This window comes from Streptomyces pseudogriseolus (assembly GCA_002154585.1).
In the GTDB taxonomy this organism is placed as follows: Bacteria; Actinomycetota; Actinomycetes; order Streptomycetales; family Streptomycetaceae; genus Streptomyces; species Streptomyces pseudogriseolus.
Map to the genome: position 1 here is coordinate 17529 of MUNG01000010.1, position 22438 is coordinate 39966.

The following is a 22438-nucleotide window of genomic DNA, read 5'->3' on the forward strand; positions in this document are numbered from 1 at the left end:
TCGCGCGGATCCCGCACGGATCCCATGTCTCCCGCACGGTTCACACTCGCGAGCTCCACGCAGTGCCCTGTCGACCACTCGTCCCAGGAGGCTCGATCCACGTGAGACCCCGTCACCTCCGCCGTCGCGGCGCCCTCGCCGCCGCCGCGACGGCCCTGGCCGTCCTGTGCGCCGGCCAGACCCTCACCGCCCCGCAGGCCGCAGCCGCACCCGCCCCGGCGGCCACCCCGCAGGCCCGCACCTCGACCGCGGCCCAGGTCCACGCCGCCGAGGACACGGCCGCGCGGGCGATCGCCGTCGCGCTCACCGACCCCGCCTGGCGCGCCCGCGTCAGCCGGGCCGCCCTCACCTCGCACGAGGTCGCCGTCACGGCCCTCGCCGACGGCGCCCTCAAGACCGCCCTCGCCTCGGCCGACCGCCGGATCGCCGCCGCCAAGGGACTCGGCCCCGGCGTCGGCCCTCTGCTGCGGCTGCGGCTCGGCGACCCGTCCATGCGCGGCGCGCTCACCGCCGGGACGGAGCCCTGGGTCGCCGCCGCCACCTCGGACGACGGCCCCGTCACCGCGTACGACAGCGAGGGCCGGGCCCACACGCTCGACGCCCGCGAGACCCCCGCGCGCCCCGTGTACGTCGTCGACCTCGACGGCTCCCGTGCGCTGGCCGCCGGCCTGGACGTCCTCCATGAGGAACTCGCCCGCCGCGGCGTGCGGTCCGCCGCCCCGGCCTCCGCCGAGCCGAAGCGGGCGCGCACCTCGGCCGCCGCGGCGGGCTTCTGGACCATGCGCATCAGCGCGGTCTCGTTGTCCGACGACGAGGAGCCGTGGATCAAGGGCGACGCCGAGATCTACACCCTCGTCACCGGCTTCGGGCACGACGGCACGGTGCGGGTGGACCCGGTCGACATGCCGTACCTGGACAGCGACGGCACCGTCTACCGGCCCCAGCAGATCCTGGTCAACTGGTCGTCGTACAAGTACGACCTGGCCGACGCCGTGATGATGGAGGACGACGGCAGCACCAACTACCGCGACCTCGCCAAGGCCATCGCCGCCGTCCTGCTCACCGTCACCGACCAGGGCACGTACATCCCGCTGGTGAACGCGGTGCTGGACGCGATCCCGGACGACTGGTGGACGGACGACCCCGACTACGTCGACTCCTGGTACACCCTCGCCCGCACCGACAACGGCACCCGGTACGGGGCGCGCGGCAACGGGTGGATGACCGTGGAGCCGTACTTCGTGCAGGAATTCTGAGCTACTCCTCCCAGGGCCTCGCGACGGATTCGCTCCGTCCGCCGCGAGGCCCCGCTGCCCCGTCCGGACCCGCCGGGCTCGGCAAGCGGCGCTCTCCGCCGGAGGCTGGGAACCGGGCGGGGCTCGCGCCTGCCGCCCCGGCCCGCCGAGCGTGAGGAGAGACCGTGGACGATCAGGACCGCATCGTGGTCGGGGTGGACGGCTCGCCGTCCTTGCGCCAGGCGCTGCGCTGGGCGGCCCGCCAGGCCGCGCTCACCGGAGGGACGGTGCCGGCGCTGACCTCCTGGGACTACCCGCAGTACCACGGCGCGCTGGGCTGGCTGCCCCCGTCGAGCGGTGACGAGGAGGCCCTGGAGGCCAGGGCGCGCGAGGACCTGACCCCGTGCGTCGAGGAGACGCTGGGCGCACACCCGTCGGCGGACGTGCGCACGGAGGTGCGGTACGGAACGCCGGCCAGTGTGCTGCTGCGCGCGGCGCGTGACGCGTCCCTGCTCGTGGTGGGCAGCCGGGGCCTGGGCGGCTTCGCCGGTCTCCTCCTCGGCTCCGTCGCCCAGCACTGCGTGCAGCACGCCGCCTGTCCGGTCGTCGTGGTCCGGGAGGACACCGTCACCAGTGTCGGCGAGGAGGCCTGAGCGCTCCGGCTCACCGTCGCACGGCCGCCCGCACCAGCGCCCGCGCCAGATCCCCGGCCGCCGCGACCGTCCCGAGGGACAGGGGCGCGGTGGCCACCGCGCCCTCGTGCAGCACGAACAGCCGGGTGGCGAGCGTGGCCGGTCCGTGGCAGCCGGCCGCCGCGGCCAGCTCCTCGAACAGGCCGAGCAGCCACCGCTTCTGCTCCGCGGCGACACGGTGTCCGGGGTGCCGCGGATCGGGCAGCTCGGCCAGGGCGTTGAGGAAGGCGCACCCCCGGGTGTACGTCGTCGTCCAGCTCCGCAGCGCCTCGAACGGCGCGGTGACCGCCTCCTCGGCGCCGTCGCTCGCGTCCACGGCCGCGCGGACCGCCGACCGCCAGCGCCGGTCGCGCTCGGCGAGATACGCCGCCACGAGGTTGTCCTTCGACCCGAAACGGTTGTACAGCGTCCGCTTGGTCACGCCGGAGTGCTCGGCGATCAGGTCCACGCCGACCGCCGTGATGCCGCGCTCGTAGAACAGCTCCTCGGCCGCGTCGACGATGCGACGCCCGGCCGGCGTCAGGGGAGGGGCGTCACTGCCGATGTCCATGCGCACGGACCTTCACTGATCGGTGTACGGTGAGATGTGGAGTATACAGATCAGTATATCCGCGAGGAGGTGAGGGTCTTGTCCGAGCACATGCGCGCGGTGCGCATCACACGGCACGGGGGACCGGAGGTGCTGGAGGTGACCGACGTGCCCGTGCCCGTCCCAGGGGCCGGCGAGGCATTGGTACGGGTCGCGGCGGTGGCCCTGAACAACACCGACCTGTGGACCCGCGAGGGCGCCTACGGACGCCCCGGTGACCCGGAGGCGCGCTCGGGCTGGCGCGGGCCCGTCGCCTTTCCCCGTATCCAGGGCGCCGACGTGGCCGGCCGGGTCGAGGCCGTGGGTCCCGGCGGCGACGCGGGGCTGGTCGGCCGCCGCGTGGTGGTCGACCCGGCGCTCTACGACGGCGACGGCCCCGACGCCCACCCGGTGGGGCTGATGGGCAGCGAACGCGACGGCGGCTACGCCGAGTTCGTCGTCGCCCCGCTGGAGCGCCTGCACGACGTCACCGGCTCCCCGCTCACCGACGACCAGCTCGCCTCCCTGCCCACCGCCTACGGCACGGCGCTCGGCATGATCGAACGCGGCCGGGTGCGGGAGGGGGAGACCGTCCTGGTGACGGGCGCGTCCGGCGGCGTCGGGCTCGCGGCGGTGCAGATCGCCCGCGCCCGGGGCGCCCGGGTGGTCGCCGTCAGCAGCGGCCCGAAGACCGACGCCGTGCGCCAGGCGGGCGCGCACGCCGTCGTCGACCGGGCGGGGGACGTCGTCGCGGGCCTCCGCGCCGCCGCGCCCGAGGGCGTCGACGTGGCGCTTGACGTCGTCGCCGGGGGCCTGGTGAGCGACGGAGTGCCGCTGCTGCGCGAGGGCGGACGCTGGGTGATCGCCGGGGCGCTCGGCGGGTACCAGGTGACCCTGGACGTACGCCGTCTCTACCTCCACAACGCCCAGGTGATCGGCTCGGCGATGCACACGCCGGCGCACTTCGACCTGCTGATGGACATGGCCCGGCGGGCCGCCGTCACACCGGTCGTCGCCGCCGCGTACCCGCTGGAGCAGGCGGCGCGGGCGCAGGAGGAACTCGCCCGCAGGGAGCACGTCGGCAAGATCGTCCTGCACCCGGGGGCGCCGGCGGTGGCCTGACCGTCCGGGGTGTCAGAGCGACCGGGAATGCACCGGGCTGTTCGCGACCTCCTCCGGGCACTCCCCGTGCGCCGCGCGCCTGCGACGGTCGCGCAGCCAGTCGTACGCGGCCAGCGCCAGCGACGTCAGCATCGCCCCGAGGGCCGCGCACAGTGCGACGAACAGAGCCACCTGGAAGTCGTCACCGCGGCCGAGCACCAGATAGAAGAGGCCCGGCAGGGCCGCCGTACCGACCGCCGCGCCCAGCCGCTGCCCCGTCTGGAGGGCCCCGCCCGCCGCGCCCGCCATCCGCACCGGCACGTCCCGCAGCGTCATCGTGATGTTGGGCGACACGACGAACCCGCCGCCGATGCCCCCGGCGAACAGCGCCGGCGCGGCCAGCCACGGCGCCACGTCCAGGGGCGCGAACCGCAGCAGCACGGCGGCCGTGCCCAGGCCCACGATCACGCCCGTGAGACCCCACACGGTGAGCAGCCGCCCGAACCGGTCGACCAGCCGCCCCGACACCACCGCGGCCCCCGCCGAGCCGATGGCGAACGGCGTCACGGCGAGCCCCGACTCCAGCGGGGAGTAGTGCAGACCGCGCTGGTAGAACAGCGCGAACACCAGCCAGACGCCGCTGAAGCCGATGAAGTACAGGGTGCCGACGCCCGCGCCGATGGCGTAGCCGCGCACGGTGGAGAACAGACGCGGGTCGAGCAGCGGCGTCGTCCCCCGGGCGAGCAGCCGGCGCTGCCGCCGCACGAACACGGCGAGCACCGCCGCGCCGGCGAGGAACAGCCACCACAGCCGGCTCAGCCCGCCCGACTCCGCCTGCACCAGCGGATACATGAACGCGAGCACGCCCAGGCCGAGCAGCAGCACACCCGGCACGTCCACATGCCCCCGCCCCGACTTCCGGGTCCGCGGCAGCAGGCGGCGGCCCAGCAGCACGGCGAGGACGCCGATCGGCACGTTGACGTAGAAGATCCAGCGCCAGCCCTGCATGCCGTCGGCCAGGGCGAGGATCGCGCCGCCGACGATCGGCCCGGACGCGGAGGAGATGCCGACCGTCGCGCCGAAGTAGCCGAACGCACGGCCGCGTTCGGCGCCCCGGAACATCTGCTGGATCAGCGCCGAGTTCTGCGGCGCCATGAAGCCCGCCGCCAGGCCCTGGGCGAGACGCGCCACGACCAGCAGGGTGATGCCGGGCGCCGCGCCGCAGGCCGCGCTGCACAGCACGAAGCCGCACAGGGCGATGAGGAAGATCCTCCGCCGGTCCAGCGCGTCCCCCAGCCGGCCCGCCGTCACGAGGGCGAGCGCGAACGTCAGCGCGTACCCGGACACCACCCACTGCACGTCGGCGGGGGAGGCGCCCAGGTCCCTCTGCACGGTGGGCAGCGCGACCGCGACGATCGTGACGTCCAGCAGGCTCATGAAACCGGCGACCAGCGTCACCCAGAGCGCCCGCCACCGGCGGGGGTCCGGCTCGTACGCGTCCCCCTGGGCCCCGGGCTGCCGGTCACCCGACCCTGACGCCGACGCTGTCACACGCAGTCCTCTCGCACGGCCCGACACGGGGCACGGCCCGACGTGGGGGCACGGCCCGAACAGGGCGTACGGCCGGAACAGGGCACATGGCCCGGACCGGGCGCGCCGCCCGAACAGGGCGAACATGTTCCCCGCCCGGGCCCCGCGCACACCCGGCATGCCGCAAAAGGGCGGGCGACCGGCGCGTACCGCCGTCCCCTCAGGGGGCCGGGTCAGACCGTGGCGCTGCTCCCGCGTACCACCAGCCGGTGCGGGACCGTGAGGTCGGCGGCGGGCAGGTCGTGGCGCGGGCTGTAGATGCGGTCGGCGAGACACTGCAGCGCACGCGCGGCGATCTGCCCCTTGTCGGGGGACACGGTGGTGAGCGTCGGGTGACTGAACCGGCCGTCCTCGATGTCGTCGAACCCGACGACGGCCACGTCCTGCGGCACCCGCAGCCCCCGCTCGTGCGCCGTGTGCAGGGCGCCGAGCGCCAGTTCGTCGCTGAACGCGAACACCGCGTCCGGCTCGGCGCCGGCGTCGAGCAGTTCGGCCATCGCGCGGGCGCCGTCGCTCCGGTGCAGCGCCGTCACCGGGCGTTCCCACGCGGGACGCGGGGCGATCCCGGCGCGCCGGAGCGCCGCACGGTACCCCTCGGCGCGCAGTTCCGCCGTGCCGTTGCGCAGATGGGGCTGGAGGCCGATCGCGGCGACGCGGCGGCGGCCCAGGGACAGCAGATGGGCCGTGGCCTCGTCGGCGGCGGCCACGTTGTCCACGGCCACCCGGTCCGCCAGCCCGTGCGGACTGCGCTCGCCGAGCAGCACCACGGGCAGCGGGCGGGCGGCCGCGGTGATGTCCTCGGCGGGCAGCGCCCACGGGCTGATGATCAGGCCGTCCATCACCCGGCCGCCGTCGCCGGTCAGCAGACGCCGCTCCGCCTCGGCGCCGCCCCGCGTCTGGTCGATGACCACCGTCCACGACCGGCGGCGCGCCTCGTCCACGAGCAGCCCGGCCAGCTCGGCGAAGTAGGGGGAGTGCAGCTCCGGGATCGCCAGGCCGATGATGCCGGTACGGCCCGCCCGGAGGCTGCGCGCCGCGAGGTTGGGGCGGTAGCCCAGCTCGTCGATCGCCTCCTGCACCCGCCGGCGGGTCTCCGGCGCCACCCGGGCCGATCCGTTGACCACGTTCGACACCGTGCGCGCCGACACCCCCGCGCGCGCCGCCACGTCCTTCAGGCTGCTGCTCACCCGCACATCGTGGCATGCGCCGCCCGCCCGCGAGCCACGCACCCGCGATCGACGGCAGGCCCATGCGCGCCAGGGTATTGCCACGTTGAAATCAACGATGCAACGATGGCTGCCGGACCGGTGCCCGGCAGACACCGGCCGGCGGTTCGTCGCAAGGAGGCACCCATGAGCCCGCACACCCACCCCGGCGTCACCCCGGACGCGCTCGACGTCGACGTCACGGCCGACGTGGAGGCCCTCTACGAGGACGGCATCACCGCCCGGAAAGGCGCGTTCACCCACGAGTGGGCCGACCGGCTCCGCGAGGACATCGAGGCCGCCTTCGACGAGGCGCGCAGCCGTCCCGGCGGCGCGGTCGGCCGCGGGCCCCACCGCTACTACGTGGAGATCCACCCCGAGCAGCTGCGCGGCTTCGTCGACCTCGCCGACCACCCCTGGGTGCGCTCCGTCTGCACGGCGGTCCTCGGCCCCGACTACCGCATCGTCGAGGTCGGCTTCGACGTGCCGCTGGAGGGCGCCGTCAACCAGCCGTGGCACCGCGACTTCCCGATGCCCGAGGAGACCCGGGCCGAGCGGCGGCTGACCTCGCTGGCGTTCAACGTGACCGCGGTCGACACCGAGGAGGACATGGGCCCCTTCGAGATCGCCCCCGGCACCCAGTGGGACGACAGCCCCGAGTTCGCACACGGCATGTTCCCGCCCCGCTCGCACTACCCGCGCTACGAGGAGCGGGCGGTGCGCAAGTACCCGCGGCGCGGCGACATCTCGGCGCGCTCGGCCCTGACCATCCACCGCGGCACCCGCAACCACTCCGCGACGTCCCGGCCCGTGCTCGTGCTGGGCGTCGACGGACCCGAGGCGACCAACGGCGAACGGCACGACACGGCCGTCACCCGCGCCTACTGGGACAGCTTGCCGGAGCGGGTACGGCGCCACCTGGACTGCGAGGTCGTCGACGAGCTGCGGCCGGTGACGCAGAAGCACACCATCGAGGGCCTGGTCATGGGCGACGCCTGAGCCCGTCCCGGACCCCGCACCGGCCGGGCGTGCCTGGACAGCGGGCATGTCCCGGGGGACAGGCGGACAATCACGAGCATGGGCCTGTGGGGCAAGCGGGACGACATGGTGGTCCACGGGCGGGAGCCGTTCAACGCGGAGCCGCCCGGGACCGCGCTCGCCCGCACCGCCGTCACACCCGCCGACACCTTCTACGCCCGCAACCACGGCCCGGTGCCCCGTCTCGGCCCGGCCGACTGGCGGCTCACCGTCGACGGCCTCGTGACGCGCCCGCTGCTGCTGACCCTGGCCGGCCTGCGGTCCGGCTTCGACGCGGCCGAGGCGACCGTCACCCTCCAGTGCGCGGGCAACCGGCGCGCCGACCTGACCGCCGTCCGCGCCGTCCCCGGCGAGACGCCGTGGGGACCGGGCGCCCTCTCGACCGCCCGGTTCCGCGGGGTGCGCCTCGCCGACGTCCTCGCCCGGGCCGGTCTCGCCCCCGACGCCGCCCACATCGCGTTCCACGCCCCCGACGTCTCCCCGTCCGCCGACCCGCCCCAGCCGTACGAGGTGTCCGTCCCCCGTGACCGGGCGCTCGCACCGGACGTGCTGCTGGCCTGGGAGATGAACGGCGCCCCGCTGCCCGCCGTCCACGGCGCGCCCCTGCGGGTGGTCGTGCCCGGCTGGATCGGCGCCCGCTCCGTCAAGTGGCTCACCCGCGTCACCGCGCGCTCCACCCCCTCCGACGGCTGGTTCCAGGCCACCGCCTACCGCCTCCCGCCGACCGCGAGCGCCCCGGAGGGCGTCACCCTCGGCCCGCTCCCGCTCGACTGCGCCGTCCTGACCCCCCGCGACGGCGACGTCGTGCCGCGCGGCCCGGTGCGGGTCACCGGGTACGCGCTCGCCGGCGAAGGCCGTACCGTCGCCCGCGTCGAGGTGTCCGTGGACGGCGGACGCGCCTGGTCCCGCGCCGCGCTCGAGGAGACCTCCGGTCCCGGGGTGTGGCAGCGCTGGCGTACCACCCTCGACCTGCCGGCCGGCGACGTGCACGTCCTGGCCCGCGCCTGGGACTCCTCCGGCGCGGGCATGCCCCGGTCCCCGGCCGCCGTGTGGAACCCGAAGGGCTACGTCACCACCTCCTGGCCCCGCGTGCTGCTGCGCGTCCGCTGACCGCCCCCCCCCGGCCGCGCGCCACCGCGCGCCACCCCGCGCCGCTGTTTGCCCGCCGCGCGCGGGGAAACTCAGCGCCCATGGACAACAAGCCTGGGCGTCGCCTCCTCGGACAGAACCGGATGCTGTGGCTGCTGGACGCGCTGGAGCGCGATCCCGGCCGCGACCAGCTGATCGACGCGCTCGGCCGCCGCGTCCGCGCGCTGCCGCTCGGACGCGTCCGGGACATCCTGCACGGCACGTGGCTCGGCCACCCCGTGCATCCGATGGCGATCCATCTGCCCATCGGCAGCTGGATGTCCGCCGCCGTGCTGGACCTCAAGCCGGGCCGGTCCCGGCAGGCGGACCTCCTGGTCGCCCTCGGGCTCGCCGGGGCCGTCCCCGCCGCCGCGACCGGCCTCACCGACTGGGCGGAACTCCACCGCGAACAGCAGCGCGTGGGCCTGGTGCACGCCGTGGCCAACACGGCCGCCGTCGGCCTCTACGGCACCTCCCTCGTGCTGCGCCTCACCGGCCGGGGCAGGGCGGGCCGCGCCCTCGGGTACCTCGGGCTGACCGCGGTCGGCGCCGGCGGCCTGCTCGGCGGGCACCTGGCGTACCGGCAGGCGGCCGGCGTCAACCACGCCGAGGAGGTGCCGCACGTCGTCAGCGACGGCTGGCACCGTGTCGGCGGCGTCGACGAGTTCCCGGCGGGCGAGGCCGTGCGGTGCGTCGTGGACGACGTGCCGGTGCTGGTGGTGCGCGAGACCGGCGGGGAGGTCCACGCCCTCGCCGAACGGTGCAGCCACCTGGCGGGACCGCTGTCCGAGGGCACGGTCGCCGACGGCTGCGTGCAATGCCCCTGGCACGGCAGCGTCTTCCGGCTCTCCGACGGCTGGAACGTCGAGGGCCCCGCCACCGCTCCCCAGCCCGCGTTCGACACACGGGTGGTCGACGGCCACGTCGAGGTCCGCCTGCCGGTGGAGGCCGTACCGGAGACGCCGTACGGCAGCGACGCACTCGCACGGACGTCCACCGACGGGCACCGGCCGTCGAAGTGACCGCGCGGGACGTGGTGACCATGGCGGGCGTCCGGGAGACCGCCCGCCGGGCCGCCGAGAGCGTGGCCCGGTGGCGGGACGCCCCTGCCGTGCACCCCACCGGCGTGCTGTGCTCCGGCACCCTGCACGTCGCCGGCCGCGACGCCGCGTGGGGCGTGCCCTGGCTGGACCGGCACGCCTCGTACCCGGCGATCGTGCGCTGGTCCCACGCCCTCGGCACGCCCCGGCGGCTGCCGGACGCGCTCGGCCTCGCCGTCCGCGTCGAGCACGCGGGCGGCCCGGAACGGCCGCTCGACCTGCTGTTCACCTCCAGCGGCACGGGCCGCCTCGGCCGCCACGTGCCGCTGCTCCGCCCCGACGCGCTCACCGGCGCGTACTCGACGCTGCTGACGTACCGGACGGGGGAGCGCGAGCGGGTGCTCGCCGCCTTCCCGGTGCTCGATCCGCCGTACACGCCACGGCCGACGCTGTGGCAGGAACTCGCCTGCCGTCCCGTCCGGTTCCGGCTGTGCGCGGCCGCGAGCGGTGAGCCCTGGCGGCCGTTCGCGTCCCTCACCCTGGAAGCGGTGCATCCCGCTCCCGCGGAGACCACGGTGTCGTACGACCCCGTCGCGCACAGCCTGCCCGGCCTGTGCCCGGCCGGGCGCCTCAACCGGCTGCGCGACGCCGCGTACGCCGGCTCCCGCCGGGGACGCGGCGCCACCTGACCGCTGACCTGCTGGTTGTCGCCGCCGCTGACGTCCTGACCGTCTCCGCCAGGCCGGAGGCCGTCTCAGCCGGGCCGGTGGCCGTCTCGGCCGGGCCGGTGGCCGTCTCGGCCGGGCCGGTCACCGTCTCAGCCAGGCCGGACGCCGCCCCAGTCAGGCCGGAGGCCGTCTCAGCCGGGCCGGCGGGCTGCGCGTACGGCCAGGGTGACCGTGCCGGCGGCCGCGAGCGCACCCGCTGCGGTGAGGCGGCGCGCCGAGTGGCAGGGCCGCCGACCGGCGCCAGGTCCCGCAGCCGGTCGAACGCGCTGAGCGGGACACCCCGTACCGCGTTTCCGGGCGGCCTCCGGGGAACGCCGGGGTGCGGCCGGGACGGGGCCGTCGCCCGTACGGCCTCCCACGCCGCGCCGACGCGCCGCAGCCTGCGGTCGCCGAACGCGGTCCGCAGCCGCGGCAGCAGCTCGTCCTCCTCGTCGCGGATGTCCTGCCGGATCAGCGTGAACGCCTGCCGGATCCACTCCGCGCGCCGGGGGTCGCCGGGGGAGTGCTCGATCCGGGCGATCAGCTCGTTGATCGCCTGGTGCTCCTCCTCGACCCGGCGGGTCAGCTCCTCCCCGTCGGGAGCGATGTGCCGCAGCAGCGGCCACAGCACGGTCTCCTCGGCGAAGGCGTGGCTGAACACCAGCTGGACGATGTCCGACCACACGGCGTCCGGTTCGCCCGGGGGGAGGTCCTCGGACAGGTAGCGGTTCATCATGGCGTCGAGCCGTGCGTGGTCCCGGCGCTGGCGCATCAGGATGCTGTCGTCGCCGCCGAGCGCGTCGGCGTCCAGTCCGGAGATCGACACGGCGGGCGCGGTCACGGCCGTCCTCCGCGCGCGTTCGTGTCCCGGCGGCTGTCGTAGGGGGTGCTCATGGTGGCTCCTCGGGTCGGTTCCGAGCGCCGGGTTCCCCGGACGGAGCGGACCGCGCAGCCCTGCGCGGGCCTTTTCGCGGTGCGGACCCTCCGGCGCCCGCGGGTCAGCCGACCGGCCAGCCCGCCACCCGGCTCCTCGCCGGCTTCTCCTCCTGGGGCCGCACCTGCCCGTTGCGGATGACGCCGCGCCAGGCGCCGCATTCCTGGCCCACCCCTTCGATGAACTGCCGGAAGCGGGCCAGCTCGGACCGCACCAGCCGCGGCGTCAGCGGCGTCCGGTGCGCCAGGTGCCGCCGGGACGGCCGGGTCACGGACCGCAGGCTCACCACGATCTCCGTACGGTCCGGGGCGAGGGCGCGGAACCGCACCTCGCCCCGGTGCCCGGCCCAGCGGCCGAGACCCTGCCACGCGATCAGCTCGTCGGGACGCTGTTCGACGACCTCCGCCAGGAACGTCCAGGTCGCCCAGCCGGTGCCGACCTCCCACCGGGTGAGGTTCGGGCGGAGCTGCTCGACGCCCCTCACCCAGCGCATGAAGCGCGGGAAGGTCTTGAACTGGGTCCACTGGTTGTAGGCGGTGTGCACGGGAACGGCGACCTCGATCGCCTCTTCGACGGACTGCGCGGCTGCTGACGGCATGGCCCCACCTGTCGTTCGGGTTTCTCCTCAGTGTGCCCCGCATGCCGCACCGCTACCACGCGTCCCCGCGCGCCAGCCCCCCGCCCACACCGTCACCCGATGCGCACGCCCGCTCCGCTGACCCGCACCCGGGGGTCGCCCGCCCGCAGGGCCACCGTGAGCTCGCCGGGACGCCCCAGGTCCTCGCCCTGACGCAGCGTGAGGACGACGTCCTCGGGAACCAGGCCCAGCTCACGGGCGTACCCGCCGAACGCCGCGGCCGCCGCCCCGGTCGCCGGATCCTCGACGACCCCGCCCACGGGGAACGGGTCCCGCACATGGAAGAGCGTCGGCGACTCCCGCCACACCAGCTGCACGGTGGTCAGGTCCAGGCGGTGCATCAGCGCCTCGAGACGCGCGAAGTCGTAGGCGAGGTCCGCCAGTCGGGCGCGGGTCGCCGCCGCCAGCACCAGATGGCGGGCGCCCGCGTAGGCGATGCGCGGCGGGAAGGCCGGGTCGAGGTCGGCGGCCGGCCAGTCCAGCGCGGCCAGCGCCTCCGCCAGGTCGGCGTCGGCGACCTCCTCGACGTACGGCTCGACGCTGGTGAGCGTGGCCCGCACCGTGCCGTCGTCCTCCGCCGTCACGTCCACCGGCACCGGACCGGCCTGCGTCGCGAAGAGCAGCGGTCCCGGGCCCAGCCGCTCGGCGAGCGCCACGGCCGCCGCCACGGTCGCGTGCCCGCAGAACGGCACCTCGGCCTTCGGACTGAAGTAGCGGATGCGGTACGTCCGCCCCTCGGGGCCGTCCAGTCCCTCGGGCGCGTCCAGTCCCTCGGGCCCGACCCGCCCCTCGGTGTCGTCCAGGCCCTCCGGCGGGCCGGTCAGGAAGGCGGACTCCGAGTATCCGAGGTCCGCGGCGACGGCCAGCATCTCCCCGTCGTCCAGCGCACGGGCGTCCAGCACCACACCGGCGGGGTTCCCGCCCGCGGGGTCAGTGGAGAAGGCGGTGTAGCGCAGCACCTCGGGCCGTGAAGCGGTGGTTGTCATATGGCCGACAACACGAGCGGAGATCGTGATGTTCCCCCGGCCGAGGAGAGGGAACCCGCTCCCCGCGCTTCCTCCTGGCCGCGTGGCGGCCGGGGCCACCCCATCGGCGGAAGATCATGTGGCCGCCACCCACCGGGAGCGTGAGACTGGAGGGCGTCCGCGTGTCCGGTGAAGGAGAGTCCATGCCCGAGCGGCCCGACGACGGTTCCCAGGAACGGCTCACCGTGACACCGCCCAAGAAGTGGGCCACTGGAGCGCCCGCGGTGCTGCACGCGCTGGAGTACTCCCTCGACCAGACCACCCCCGTGCGCACCGGGCAGACGCTGCTGACGATGAACCAGGTCGGCGGGATCGACTGCCCCGGCTGCGCCTGGGCGGACCCGGCCCCCGGACACCGGCACCGCAACGAGTACTGCGAGAACGGCGCCAAGCACATCAACGACGAGGCGACCACCCGCCGCATCGGCCGCGACTTCTTCCGCGAGCACCCGGTGTCCGAGCTCGCCCGCCGCTCCGACAAGTGGCTCAACGACCAGGGCCGGCTCACCGAACCGATGGTCAAGCGGCCCGACTCCGACCACTACGAGCCGATCAGCTGGCACGACGCCTTCGGACTGCTCGCCCAGGAACTCAACCTGCTGGACTCGCCCGACGAGGCCGTCTTCTACACCTCGGGTCGCGCCAGCAACGAGGCCGCCTTCGTCCTCCAGCTGTTCGCCCGCGCCTTCGGCACCAACAATCTCCCCGACTGCAGCAACCTGTGCCACGAGTCCAGCGGTCACGCCCTGCACGAGACCCTCGGCACCGGCAAGGGCACGGTCAGCCTGGAGGACATGCACCACGCCGACCTGATCTTCGTCGTGGGACAGAACCCCGGCTCCAACCACCCCCGCCAGCTGTCCGCGCTGGAGGAGGCCAAGCGCAACGGCGCCCGCATCGTCGCGGTCAACCCGCTGCCCGAGGCCGGGCTGCTGCGGTTCAAGAACCCCCAGAAGCCGCGCGGCATCATCGGCCGCGGCACCCCGATCGCCGACCGGTTCCTGCACATCCGCGTCGGCGGCGACCTCGCCCTGTTCCAGGGCCTCAACCGGCTGCTCCTGGAGGCCGAGGACGCCCGCCCCGGCACCGTCCTCGACCACGACTTCATCCGCGAGAACACCGACGGGTTCGAGGCGTTCGCCCGGCACATCCGCTCCGTCGACTGGGACGACATCACCGCCGCGACCGGGCTCACCCGCCAGGAGATCGAGCAGGTCCGCGACGAGGTGCTGCGCTCCGAACGCGTCATCGTCTGCTGGGCGATGGGCATCACCCAGCACAAGCACGCCGTGCCCACCATCCGCGAATTCGTCAACTTCCTCATGCTGCGCGGCAACCTGGGCCGGGCGGGCGCCGGAGCCTGCCCGGTGCGCGGACACAGCAACGTGCAGGGTGACCGGACCATGGGCATCTGGGAGAAGATGCCGGACTCCTTCCTCGACTCCCTCCAGGAGGAGTTCGGCTTCGACCCGCCGCGCCACCACGGACTCGACTCGGTCAACGCGATCCGCGCGATGCTCGAGGGCCGCGTGAAGTTCTTCCTCTCCCTCGCCGGCAACTTCGTGCGCGCCGCACCCGACAGCATGGTCACCGAGGAGGCCATGCGCGCTTGCCGGCTCACCGCGCACATCTCCACCAAGCTCAACCGGACGCACACCGTCTGCGGCCGTACCGCGCTGATCCTGCCGACCCTCGGCCGCACCGAACGGGACGTGCAGTCCGGCGGCGAGCAGTTCGTCACCGTGGAGAACTCGATGAGCGAGGTGCACACCTCACGCGGACGCCTCAAGCCGGCCTCCACGGTGCTGCTCAGCGAGGTCGCCATCCTCTGCCGCCTCGCCCACCGCACCCTCGCGGGACGCGGCCCCGACATCCCCTGGGGCCTGTTCGAGTCGGACTACGGCGAGATCCGCGACCGCATCTCCCGCATCGTGCCGGGGCTGCACGACTTCAACCGGCGCGTGGTGCGCCCCGGCGGCATCCGGCTCCCGAACGCCGTCAACGAGGGCGTGTTCCACACCGAGACCGCCAAGGCGCGGTTCACCCGCAACGAGCACGAGGCGCCCAGCGTCCCCGACGGGCACCTGCTGCTCCAGACGCTGCGCTCCCACGACCAGTGGAACACCGTGCCGTACACGGACAACGACCGCTACCGGGGCATTCACGGCAGCAGGCGCGTCGTCCTCGTCAACCCCGACGACCTCACCGAGCTGGGTCTCGCCGACGGGGACCGGGTCGACCTCGTCGGGGTGTGGAAGGACGGCTCGGAACGGCGCGCCGACGGGTTCACGATCGTCGCCTACCCGACGAAGGCCGGGACGGCGGCCGCCTACTACCCGGAGACCAACGTCCTGGTGCCCCTTGACAGCGTCGCCGACGGCAGCAACCAGCCGGCCTCGAAGAGCGTCGTCGTCCGCCTGGAGCACGCGCCCCGGCCGGCTCCGGCCGAGGTCCCCGGCTGACCGTGCGGCGGCGCGCCCCGCACCCCAGGATGGGAAGCAGGGGGCAGGCGACCCGGGAGGTGCGGTGATGGGCGACAACGCCGACAACGCCGATGACACCGAGGCTCAGGACACCGAGCCTTACGACACCGAGTACGACGACACCGAGTACGACGACACCGAGCACGACGGCCCCGAGACCGACGCGGCCGGGATCGAGGAAGCGTACGAGGCGGGCGACGAGGGGACGACCGTCCCCCGGGCTCCGGCCGCGCCCACCGACACGGACGTCTTCCTGGACGTCCCGCTGCTGAAGGTCGACAAGATCGACCTGGACGTCGAGGACCTCCGCGCCCATGTGTCGCTCCAGGCCGAGGTGCTCGACCTGCTGAAGCTCAGCGTCGGCGCGGACGTCTCCCTCGGCCGGGTGCACCTGGGCATCTCCGGCGTGGAGGCCCAGGCGCAGCTCAGGGTGCGCCTCGACAACGTGGCGGTGATCGTCAACCGGGTGCTCACCACCGTGGACCGCAACCCGGAGATCCTCACCGAACTGGCCCGGGGCGTGAGCGCCGCCGTGCGGGACGTCGGCGGCGGAGCCCGTGAAGCGGTGGGCGCGGTCGGCGCGGGCGCCGGACAGGCCGTCCAGGACGTCGGCGCGGGTGCGGGCGGCGCGGTACGGGATGTGGGCCGGGGCGCGGGAGGAGCCGTCGAGGAGGTCGGCCGGGGCGCCGGAGGCGCGGTGCGGGATGTGGGCGCGGGCGCCGGGGGCGCCGTACGGGACGTCGGCGCCGGGGCCGGCGGGGCCGTGCAGGACGTCGGCGCGGGCGCCGGGGAGGCCGTCCAGGACGTGGGCGGTGGGGTCGGCGCGGTCGCGGAGGACGTCGGACGCGGTGCGGGGCAGGCCGTGGAAACGGCGGGCGGGGGCGTGGCACGCACCGTCGGAGGCGTCGGCGCGCAGACGGGGCAGGTCGTCGAGGGAGCGGGGGAGACCGTCGCCGGGGCGGCCGGACAGCAGGTCACGGACACGGCGGGACGCGCGACGGCGCCCGCCCGCAAGGCGACCAGGTCGGCCGCCAAGAAGCGCACGGCGGCCGAGGGCGCCACCCGCGGACGCCGGGTCCGCGGCGAGGACGGCACGTTGCCCCCGAGGCCGGCCCGGCGGCGCGCGCCCGCCGCGGAACCCGGGGAACCACCGTGAACGCGTGACGCCGGCAGCGACGACCCGCGGGACATCGCCTTCCACACGACGGTCCACGCCGACCGCCTCCGCTTCACCGCCGCACCCCGCACCTCCGTCCGCTTCCCGGGCACGGGCGAGCGCACGTCGGTCAGCCGGAGCGAGCGCACGCACCTCCCGGACGCGGTCGAGCCGGACGTGGACTACCACGAGGTCACCGTCGACTACCGCCTGGAGACGGGTCTGAGGGAGCCTCCGCCCGACTGACCGGGCCGCGCAGGCCCTTCGGGTTCAGGTGAGCGGCCAGGTGCGCAGCGCCGCGTCCGCCATGGCCTGGAGTTCCTCCCGGCCGATCCCGCTCGCGGCCTGGACGGCGATGCCGAAGGCCAGGGTGGTGACGTAGCGGGCGAGCAGGGCCGGGTCGGCGCCGGGCGGCAGGTCGCCTTCGGCGACGGCCCGTTCGAAGCGTTCGCGCACGCTGCCGCAGCCGTCGTTGCGCCAGGCGGCGAGCAGGTCGCGCACGGCCTGCCCGCCGTCGCTGGTGCTCAGGGCGGCCTGCACGCCCAGACATCCCCGGGGAGGCGTCGGGCGGGTGGTGGTCCGCACGGTCCCCGTGAGGATCGCGGTGGCGACCTCATGGGCGGTCGGCTCCTCGAGGGCACGGATGAGGTAGCCGCCGGGGCCCTCCGTGTAGCGCTCCAGCGCCTAGCGGAACAGCTCCTCCTTGTTGCCGAAGGCCGCGTACATGCTGGTGGTGGAGATGCCCATCGCCTGCGTCAGGGTGGCGAGGCTCGCCCCCTCGTAGCCGTGCTTCCAGAAGACGAGCATGGCCGTCTCCAGCGCTTCCTCGGCGTCGAATCCCCGTGGACCGGCCCCCGTTCGCCCGCCCCCGGCCGTCGGTAGTGCTGGGGGTACCTCGACTCGGGGGCCTGCCGCACTGACTCGGCGGTACCGGCACCGGCATCGTTCTTCGTGCTGATCCACATGATCCATTCGGTCCACGGAGAAGGAATTCCGGTGTTGAAGAACAAGAAGTCCGTCCTGCGCGGAAGTCTGCTCGTCGTCGCGGCCACAGGCCTGCTGAGCACCACGGTCACGGGCGCCGCCGAGGCGGACCCGCCCGCGCGCTCGCCCCTCCAGCGCAGCCTCGACCGGCTCGTCGAGGAGGAGAGCTTCCCCGCGGCGCTCGCCTGGACCAGCGAGGACGGCCGCACGGCCTCGCTGGTCTCCGGCTCCTCGCGGCTCGGCCGCAAGGTGCCGGTCCCGCACGACGGGCAGGTCCGGGCGGGCAGCAACACCAAGACCTTCACCGCCGTCGTGGTGCTGCAACTGGTCGCCGAGGGCAAGGTCCGGCTGGACGCGCCCGTCGAGCGCTACCTCCCCGGACTCGTGCGCGGCGAGGGCATCGACGCGAACCGGATCACCGTCCGGCACCTGCTCCAGCACACCAGCGGACTGCCCAACTACACCGAGCACATAGGGCTGGAGCACTTCGAGAAGGTCCAGAACCGCTTCTTCCACCCGCACGACCTGCTCGCCGCCGCCCTGGCCCACCCGGCGAAGTTCGCGCCCGGCGCCAAGTGGGAGTACAGCAACACCAATTACCTGCTCGCCGGACTGATCGTCGAGCGGGTGACCGGGCGCCCCGTGCAGGAGGAGATCACCGAACGCGTCATCAACAAGGCGCATCTGCGTCACACGTACTGGCCTCAGCCGGGCGACCGGAGCATCCGCGGGCCGCACCCGCACGGCTACGCCCTCGCGCGCCTCGACGACGAGCGGGTGGTCGACGCGACCGAGATGGACCCCTCCTGGGGCGGCGCGGCCGGGCAGCTGATCTCCACCCCGAGCGACCTGGCCCGCTTCACCCGCGCCCTGCTCGACGGCGAGCTCCTGCCGCCCGAGCAGCTGGCGGAGATGCGCACGACGGTCGACGCCCCGGTGCTGCCGGGCTGGCGCTACGGGCTGGGCATCGTCAGCGTCCCGCTGAGCTGCGGCGGCGTGTACTGGGGGCACGGCGGAGACATCGACGGCTACGAGACCCGCGGCGGCGCCACGGACGACGGCCGCTCGGTCGGCCTGGCGGTGACCGCTCTGCCGGGGACGTTCGGCGGCGACGAGGAGAAGACGGCGCTGGCGGTGATGGACGCCGTCGACACGGCGTTCTGCAAGTGACGACGACTCCCCGAGGGTAGTGGGGAGTGCTCCCCGGTTCGGCGGTAGGGTGTTCCGGTGAAACGGGGAGCACTCCCCGTTCGGGGTTCTGCCGTGGGCGGGGCGTGGGCAGGGGAGAGGACGAGCCATGTTGGACAGGACACTCGTGCTGGGCGGCGGCGGGCCGGTGGGCGGAGCCTGGCTGACGGGGATGCTCGCCGGTCTCACCGAAACGGGCACCGACCTCGACACCGCCGACGTCCTGATCGGCACCTCCGCCGGCGCCGTCTTCGGCGCACGGCTGCGCCGCGGCACCCCGGCCGCGGAACTGTACGAGCGTCAGCTGTCCGGCGCCGACGCCGTCCGCCTGCCGGTGACCGCCCGCCGGACGGCACGCTTCCTCTGGGCGGCCCTCGGCTCCCGCGACCCCGAACGCTCGGTCGCCCGGCTGGGCCGGACGGCGCTGCGCGCCCGCACCGGCCCCGAGTCGGACGTGTTCGACACGGTGGGCCGGCTCCTCGGCGGGACACGCGACTGGCCGGAGCGCGAGCTGCGCGTCACCGCCGTCGAGGCCCGGACCGGGGAGGTGGAGGCGTTCGACGCGCGCTCCGGGGTGAAGCTGGTCGAAGCGGTCGCGGCCAGTTGCGCCGTTCCCGTCGTCTGGCCCCCGGTCACCGTGGCGGGCCGCCGCTGGATGGACGGCGGCAGCCGCTCCACCGCCAACCTCCAGCTCGCGCGCGGCAGTCGGCGGGTACTGGCCGTCGTGCCGATCCCGCGGGCGGTGGGTCCGCACCCGAGCGCGGCCGACCAGGCCGCGCGGCTGACCGAGGACGGTGCGCGAGTCGTCCTGCTGAGCCCGGACCGGGACGCCCGCCGCGCGATGGGCCGCGACATGGCCGACACGGCACGCGGACCTGCCGCGGCACGCGCGGGGTACGAGCAGGCGCTCCGCGCCGCCGCCGAGGTGGCCGACACATGGGGCCGCTGACGGCCGCGAGGCGCCCCCGAGGCCGCTGACGGCCGCGCCGGAACGGAAACGCGGTCGCGCCTCCAGGCCCCGTTCGGCACACTCGGCCCGATGGACGAGCTCACCCGCATCGCGCACCGCCTCCAGCAGGTCGACGGAGTCGTCGCGGTCGCCCTCGGCGGCAGCCGCGCCCGCGGCACGCACCGTCCCGACTCCGACGTCGACCTGGGCCTGTACTACCGGCCCCCGCTCGACACGGCGGCCCTGCGCCGGCTGGCCGCCGAGCTGTCCGGGGACGCGGTGGAGGTGACCGAGCCGGGCGACTGGGGACCCTGGGTGGACGGCGGCGCCTGGCTGACCGTCGACGGCACCCCCGTCGACTGGATCTATCGCGACCTCGACCGCGTCCGCCGCGTCTGGCGGCAGTGCCGGGACGGACACGTCGAGACCGGCATCCAGGCCGGTCACCCCTACGGCTTCTCCTCCCACACCTACGCCGGCGAAGTGGCCCTCGCCCGGATCCTCACCGATCCTGCCGGCGAGCTGACCGGACTGCGGGAGGAGATCCGCTCCGGGTACCCCCGACCGCTGCGCAACGCCCTGGTGGGGCAGGCGCGTTGGGAGGCGCCGTTCATCCTGGCCGTCGCCCGCAAGGGCGTCCCGCGCGGCGACGCCTTCCACGTCGCCGGCTGCCTCCACCGCGCGGTCGGCCTCCTCGTGCACGCCCTGCACGCCGACGCCGGCGCCTGGGTGCTCAACGAGAAGGACGCGGTCCGCTCGGCGGGCGCCCTTCCCGGCGCCCCCGCCGGTTTCACCGCACGCGCCCAGGCCCTCTTCGGCACGCTCGACGCCGCCCCGGACCGTGTCACGGCCGCGCTCGACGCCGCCGGCCGGCTGGCCGCCGACGTACTGGACGGCCTCCCCGCGGAGTGAGCCGGCTTCGACTCGGACTGTTCAGGCGCGGTCTTCCGGGTACCCGTCGCCGCGACGACCCGTACAGGAGGCCCGGCGTGCCCGGCACGCCGGCCCTTCGCGCACAGAACCCAGGAGGATCCATGAGCACGGTCAAGGAAACGGTCGACGTGAACGTCCCCGTCCGCCGGGCCTACGACCAGTGGACGCAGTTCGAGGACTTCCCGCGTTTCATGGAGGGCGTCGAGGAGGTGACCCAGCTCGACGACCGGCACAACCACTGGACCACCAAGATCGCCGGTGTGAAGCGCGAGTTCGACACCGAGATCGTGGACCAGCTCGTCGACGACCGGGTCACCTGGCGGACCGTCGGGGGCGAGACGCAGCAGCGCGGGTCGGTGCGGTTCGAGCCGCTGGACGACACGCACACCCGCGTGGAACTCACCATGGACGTCGAGCCGACCGGCATGGCCGAGAAGGGCGCGGACGCCCTCGGCGTCATCGACCGCCGGGTCAAGGGGGACCTGCACCGCTTCAAGGAGTACGTCGAGAACGGCGGCAGCGGGGGCGGCTGGCACGGCCGTATCCGCCCGGAGGACCCGGCCGCCGGCCACTGAGGCCGGGCCCGGCCCGGGACGTACGAAGGCCGGCCCTCCCCGCGGACGCGGGAGGGCCGGCCTTTCGTGCGGCGTACGGCCGTACGGAACCGGACGTGCGTCAGGACTCGACGATCTTGCGGACGTTGTCCACCGAACCGCAGCCGGACGCGAGCTGCCGCCCCCGCTCCTCCCAGAACGCCTTGCCCAGCTCCTCACGGCGCTCCATCGCCACGTTCTCCCGGGCGCCGTTGAGGATCGTGCGCTCCTCCTCGTCGGCGTGGTGCGTGACGGCCTCGACGAGCTCCTCCAGCTTCTCGTCCCACTCGTCGCCGCCGATCTCCTCCACCTCGAGCAGGGCAAGCAGGGCCTGGTTGCCCTCGTCGTGCTCCTCCTCGCCGTGCTCGACCTCGTCGTCCTCGATGTTCTTGTACCGCTTCAGCGCGGGGTAGACCTTGGACTCCTCGGCCAGCGCGTGCGCGACCAGCAGGTCCGAGAACTCGCGCAGCGCGGCGCCCCGGTCGTCCTCGACACTGCGCATCCGGCGGAACAGCTCCTCCATGCGGCGGTGGTCCTGGAGGATGAGCTCGACGACGTCCGACGTCTCCGGCATGGGACTGACTCCTTACATTGAGCGGACTCGGCGACTAGCGCATGCCCCGTCCCGCCGGTCTGAGTACTCCCGGTTTCCGTGGAGCGCCGAAGGGCCGCCGGCCGGTCACCCCGGCGTGAGATCGGTGCGCGGATCGATCGCCCAGTGGTTGCTGCGCAGCACCCGGCCCGCGAAGGTCACCTCCCGCTCCGCGACGAAGCGGAAGCCCAGGGAGCGGCAGATGCCGTTCGAGGCGCCGTTGCCCGTGGCCGGGAACGCGTGCACCACGCCCCAGCGGTCCTCGTCACGGGCCCGCTCCAGCAGCACCCGGGTCGCGCGCTTGCCCAGGCCGCGGCCCTGGAACTCGGGGAGGACCATCCAGCCGATCTCCGCGACGGGCCCGTCGCCCGAGCCGTGCGACCAGATGGTCACCGAACCGGCCACGACCTCGGGAGCGGCCGGGTCCGGCACGATCATCTTGATCCACGCGACGTCCGCCGCCGCGTCCCGGGCGTCCCGGCGCACCTTGTCCGCCATGCCCTCCCGGGGCAGCGGGCCGCCCAGTCCCGCCATCATCACCGGGTCGCACCGCATCCGGACGTACGCGTCCACGTCGTCCGCCACCACATCCCGCAACCGCACGGCGCCCTCCTCGCTGAGCCTGGACGGACCCTACTGAGTCGAGCGCCCCGGCGGGAC

At 74.6% G+C, this 22438-nt stretch carries 21 protein-coding genes and 1 pseudogene; 13 read left to right on the top strand and 9 right to left on the bottom strand.

Annotation, left to right across the window (positions count from 1 at the left end):
• The first annotated feature begins 101 nt into the window (after positions 1 to 101).
• Together CCN29_RS01225 and CCN29_RS01230 are read left to right on the top strand one after the other, a co-directional pair.
• The gene (locus CCN29_RS01225) at positions 102 to 1256 is read left to right on the top strand and encodes a DUF3103 family protein (protein WP_086679622.1); all 1155 of its coding nucleotides are present in this window, start codon (positions 102 to 104) and stop codon (positions 1254 to 1256) included.
• A gap of 164 nt (positions 1257 to 1420) precedes the next feature.
• Positions 1421 to 1888: a universal stress protein gene (locus tag CCN29_RS01230; RefSeq protein WP_086679626.1), complete on the top strand. Its 468-nt coding sequence runs from the start codon at positions 1421 to 1423 to the stop codon at positions 1886 to 1888.
• 10 nt (positions 1889 to 1898) lie between these two features.
• Here the strand turns inward: CCN29_RS01230 and CCN29_RS01235 are convergent, their stop codons facing one another.
• Complete coding sequence (locus tag CCN29_RS01235) at positions 1899 to 2477, bottom strand: TetR/AcrR family transcriptional regulator (protein ID WP_086679629.1); 579 nt, start codon at positions 2475 to 2477, stop codon at positions 1899 to 1901.
• A gap of 90 nt (positions 2478 to 2567) precedes the next feature.
• Between CCN29_RS01235 and CCN29_RS01240 the strand changes: the two genes are divergently transcribed.
• Positions 2568 to 3617 (top strand): zinc-binding dehydrogenase, encoded by a 1050-nt coding sequence (locus tag CCN29_RS01240; RefSeq protein WP_086679632.1) that lies wholly within the window; start codon positions 2568 to 2570, stop codon positions 3615 to 3617.
• A 12-nt stretch (positions 3618 to 3629) separates the two neighbouring features.
• Here the strand turns inward: CCN29_RS01240 and CCN29_RS01245 are convergent, their stop codons facing one another.
• Positions 3630 to 5147: an MFS transporter gene (locus tag CCN29_RS01245; protein ID WP_006130914.1), complete on the bottom strand. Its 1518-nt coding sequence runs from the start codon at positions 5145 to 5147 to the stop codon at positions 3630 to 3632.
• A 212-nt stretch (positions 5148 to 5359) separates the two neighbouring features.
• A complete protein-coding gene (locus CCN29_RS01250; protein WP_086679634.1) occupies positions 5360 to 6373 on the bottom strand; it encodes a LacI family DNA-binding transcriptional regulator in 1014 nt (337 codons plus the stop codon).
• 165 nt (positions 6374 to 6538) lie between these two features.
• Here CCN29_RS01250 and CCN29_RS01255 point away from each other — a divergent pair, with 165 nt between their 5' ends.
• The 4 genes from CCN29_RS01255 (at position 6539) to CCN29_RS01270 (ending at position 10286) form a co-directional block, all read left to right on the top strand.
• Complete coding sequence (locus CCN29_RS01255) at positions 6539 to 7390, top strand: phytanoyl-CoA dioxygenase family protein (RefSeq protein WP_086679637.1); 852 nt, start codon at positions 6539 to 6541, stop codon at positions 7388 to 7390.
• A 78-nt stretch (positions 7391 to 7468) separates the two neighbouring features.
• Positions 7469 to 8539 carry a sulfite oxidase gene (locus CCN29_RS01260; RefSeq protein ID WP_086679640.1) on the top strand — a complete coding sequence of 357 codons (1071 nt, stop codon included), beginning with the start codon at positions 7469 to 7471 and terminating at the stop codon, positions 8537 to 8539.
• 80 nt (positions 8540 to 8619) lie between these two features.
• Positions 8620 to 9579, top strand: a complete 960-nt coding sequence (locus CCN29_RS01265) for a Rieske (2Fe-2S) protein (RefSeq protein ID WP_086679643.1) — start codon at positions 8620 to 8622, stop codon at positions 9577 to 9579.
• On the top strand, positions 9576 to 10286 hold the full coding sequence (locus CCN29_RS01270) for a phosphodiesterase (RefSeq protein ID WP_086679646.1): 711 nt from the start codon (positions 9576 to 9578) through the stop codon (positions 10284 to 10286). Before CCN29_RS01265 ends, CCN29_RS01270 begins: the two co-directional genes overlap by 4 nt.
• Here CCN29_RS01270 and CCN29_RS01275 read toward each other — a convergent pair.
• The 3 genes from CCN29_RS01275 to CCN29_RS01285 all read right to left on the bottom strand — a co-directional run bounded on the left by CCN29_RS01275 (position 10228) and on the right by CCN29_RS01285 (position 12861).
• On the bottom strand, positions 10228 to 11145 hold the full coding sequence (locus CCN29_RS01275) for a hemerythrin domain-containing protein (protein ID WP_442538199.1): 918 nt from the start codon (positions 11143 to 11145) through the stop codon (positions 10228 to 10230). The genes CCN29_RS01270 and CCN29_RS01275 overlap by 59 nt on opposite strands.
• Positions 11146 to 11302: 157 nt before the next feature.
• Positions 11303 to 11836: an SRPBCC family protein gene (locus CCN29_RS01280; RefSeq protein ID WP_031061445.1), complete on the bottom strand. Its 534-nt coding sequence runs from the start codon at positions 11834 to 11836 to the stop codon at positions 11303 to 11305.
• Positions 11837 to 11928: 92 nt separating this feature from the next.
• Positions 11929 to 12861, bottom strand: a complete 933-nt coding sequence (locus CCN29_RS01285; protein WP_031019028.1) for a PhzF family phenazine biosynthesis isomerase — start codon at positions 12859 to 12861, stop codon at positions 11929 to 11931.
• Between the two features lie 182 nt (positions 12862 to 13043).
• Here CCN29_RS01285 and CCN29_RS01290 point away from each other — a divergent pair, with 182 nt between their 5' ends.
• Both CCN29_RS01290 and CCN29_RS01295 read left to right on the top strand, forming a co-directional pair.
• Complete coding sequence (locus tag CCN29_RS01290; RefSeq protein WP_006132277.1) at positions 13044 to 15362, top strand: FdhF/YdeP family oxidoreductase; 2319 nt, start codon at positions 13044 to 13046, stop codon at positions 15360 to 15362.
• A gap of 67 nt (positions 15363 to 15429) precedes the next feature.
• A complete protein-coding gene (locus tag CCN29_RS01295; protein ID WP_086679649.1) occupies positions 15430 to 16539 on the top strand; it encodes a TrbL/VirB6 family protein in 1110 nt (369 codons plus the stop codon).
• A 270-nt stretch (positions 16540 to 16809) separates the two neighbouring features.
• Here CCN29_RS01295 and CCN29_RS01305 read toward each other — a convergent pair.
• Positions 16810 to 17511 (bottom strand): annotated as a pseudogene (locus tag CCN29_RS01305) (TetR/AcrR family transcriptional regulator).
• A 27-nt stretch (positions 17512 to 17538) separates the two neighbouring features.
• Here CCN29_RS01305 and CCN29_RS01310 point away from each other — a divergent pair.
• From CCN29_RS01310 to CCN29_RS01325, 4 genes are all read left to right on the top strand, one after another.
• Positions 17539 to 18693: a serine hydrolase domain-containing protein gene (locus CCN29_RS01310; protein ID WP_203350107.1), complete on the top strand. Its 1155-nt coding sequence runs from the start codon at positions 17539 to 17541 to the stop codon at positions 18691 to 18693.
• Between the two features lie 127 nt (positions 18694 to 18820).
• Positions 18821 to 19660, top strand: coding sequence for a patatin-like phospholipase family protein (locus tag CCN29_RS01315; protein ID WP_006132274.1), 840 nt, complete (start codon positions 18821 to 18823; stop codon positions 19658 to 19660).
• 90 nt (positions 19661 to 19750) lie between these two features.
• Positions 19751 to 20572 carry a nucleotidyltransferase domain-containing protein gene (locus tag CCN29_RS01320; protein ID WP_086679655.1) on the top strand — a complete coding sequence of 274 codons (822 nt, stop codon included), beginning with the start codon at positions 19751 to 19753 and terminating at the stop codon, positions 20570 to 20572.
• Positions 20573 to 20694: 122 nt separating this feature from the next.
• On the top strand, positions 20695 to 21168 hold the full coding sequence (locus CCN29_RS01325) for an SRPBCC family protein (RefSeq protein WP_006132272.1): 474 nt from the start codon (positions 20695 to 20697) through the stop codon (positions 21166 to 21168).
• 100 nt (positions 21169 to 21268) lie between these two features.
• On the opposite strand, the gene CCN29_RS01330 is transcribed toward CCN29_RS01325, so the two are convergent.
• On the bottom strand, positions 21269 to 21760 hold the full coding sequence (locus CCN29_RS01330; RefSeq protein WP_006132271.1) for a hemerythrin domain-containing protein: 492 nt from the start codon (positions 21758 to 21760) through the stop codon (positions 21269 to 21271).
• 105 nt (positions 21761 to 21865) lie between these two features.
• A complete protein-coding gene (locus CCN29_RS01335; RefSeq protein WP_031061464.1) occupies positions 21866 to 22381 on the bottom strand; it encodes a GNAT family N-acetyltransferase in 516 nt (171 codons plus the stop codon).
• Positions 22382 to 22438: the final 57 nt, after the last annotated feature.

Coding starts and splice junctions, on each gene's coding strand:
- CCN29_RS01320 (WP_086679655.1), top strand. CDS start 19,751: ATGGACGAGCTCACCCGCATCGCGCACCGCCTCCAGCAGGTCGACGGA.
- CCN29_RS01290 (WP_006132277.1), top strand. CDS start 13,044: ATGCCCGAGCGGCCCGACGACGGTTCCCAGGAACGGCTCACCGTGACA.
- CCN29_RS01260 (WP_086679640.1), top strand. CDS start 7,469: ATGGGCCTGTGGGGCAAGCGGGACGACATGGTGGTCCACGGGCGGGAG.
- CCN29_RS01295 (WP_086679649.1), top strand. CDS start 15,430: ATGGGCGACAACGCCGACAACGCCGATGACACCGAGGCTCAGGACACC.
- CCN29_RS01280 (WP_031061445.1), bottom strand. CDS start 11,836: ATGCCGTCAGCAGCCGCGCAGTCCGTCGAAGAGGCGATCGAGGTCGCC.
- CCN29_RS01325 (WP_006132272.1), top strand. CDS start 20,695: ATGAGCACGGTCAAGGAAACGGTCGACGTGAACGTCCCCGTCCGCCGG.
- CCN29_RS01255 (WP_086679637.1), top strand. CDS start 6,539: ATGAGCCCGCACACCCACCCCGGCGTCACCCCGGACGCGCTCGACGTC.
- CCN29_RS01265 (WP_086679643.1), top strand. CDS start 8,620: ATGGACAACAAGCCTGGGCGTCGCCTCCTCGGACAGAACCGGATGCTG.
- CCN29_RS01240 (WP_086679632.1), top strand. CDS start 2,568: ATGCGCGCGGTGCGCATCACACGGCACGGGGGACCGGAGGTGCTGGAG.
- CCN29_RS01285 (WP_031019028.1), bottom strand. CDS start 12,861: ATGACAACCACCGCTTCACGGCCCGAGGTGCTGCGCTACACCGCCTTC.
- CCN29_RS01315 (WP_006132274.1), top strand. CDS start 18,821: ATGTTGGACAGGACACTCGTGCTGGGCGGCGGCGGGCCGGTGGGCGGA.
- CCN29_RS01330 (WP_006132271.1), bottom strand. CDS start 21,760: ATGCCGGAGACGTCGGACGTCGTCGAGCTCATCCTCCAGGACCACCGC.
- CCN29_RS01235 (WP_086679629.1), bottom strand. CDS start 2,477: ATGGACATCGGCAGTGACGCCCCTCCCCTGACGCCGGCCGGGCGTCGC.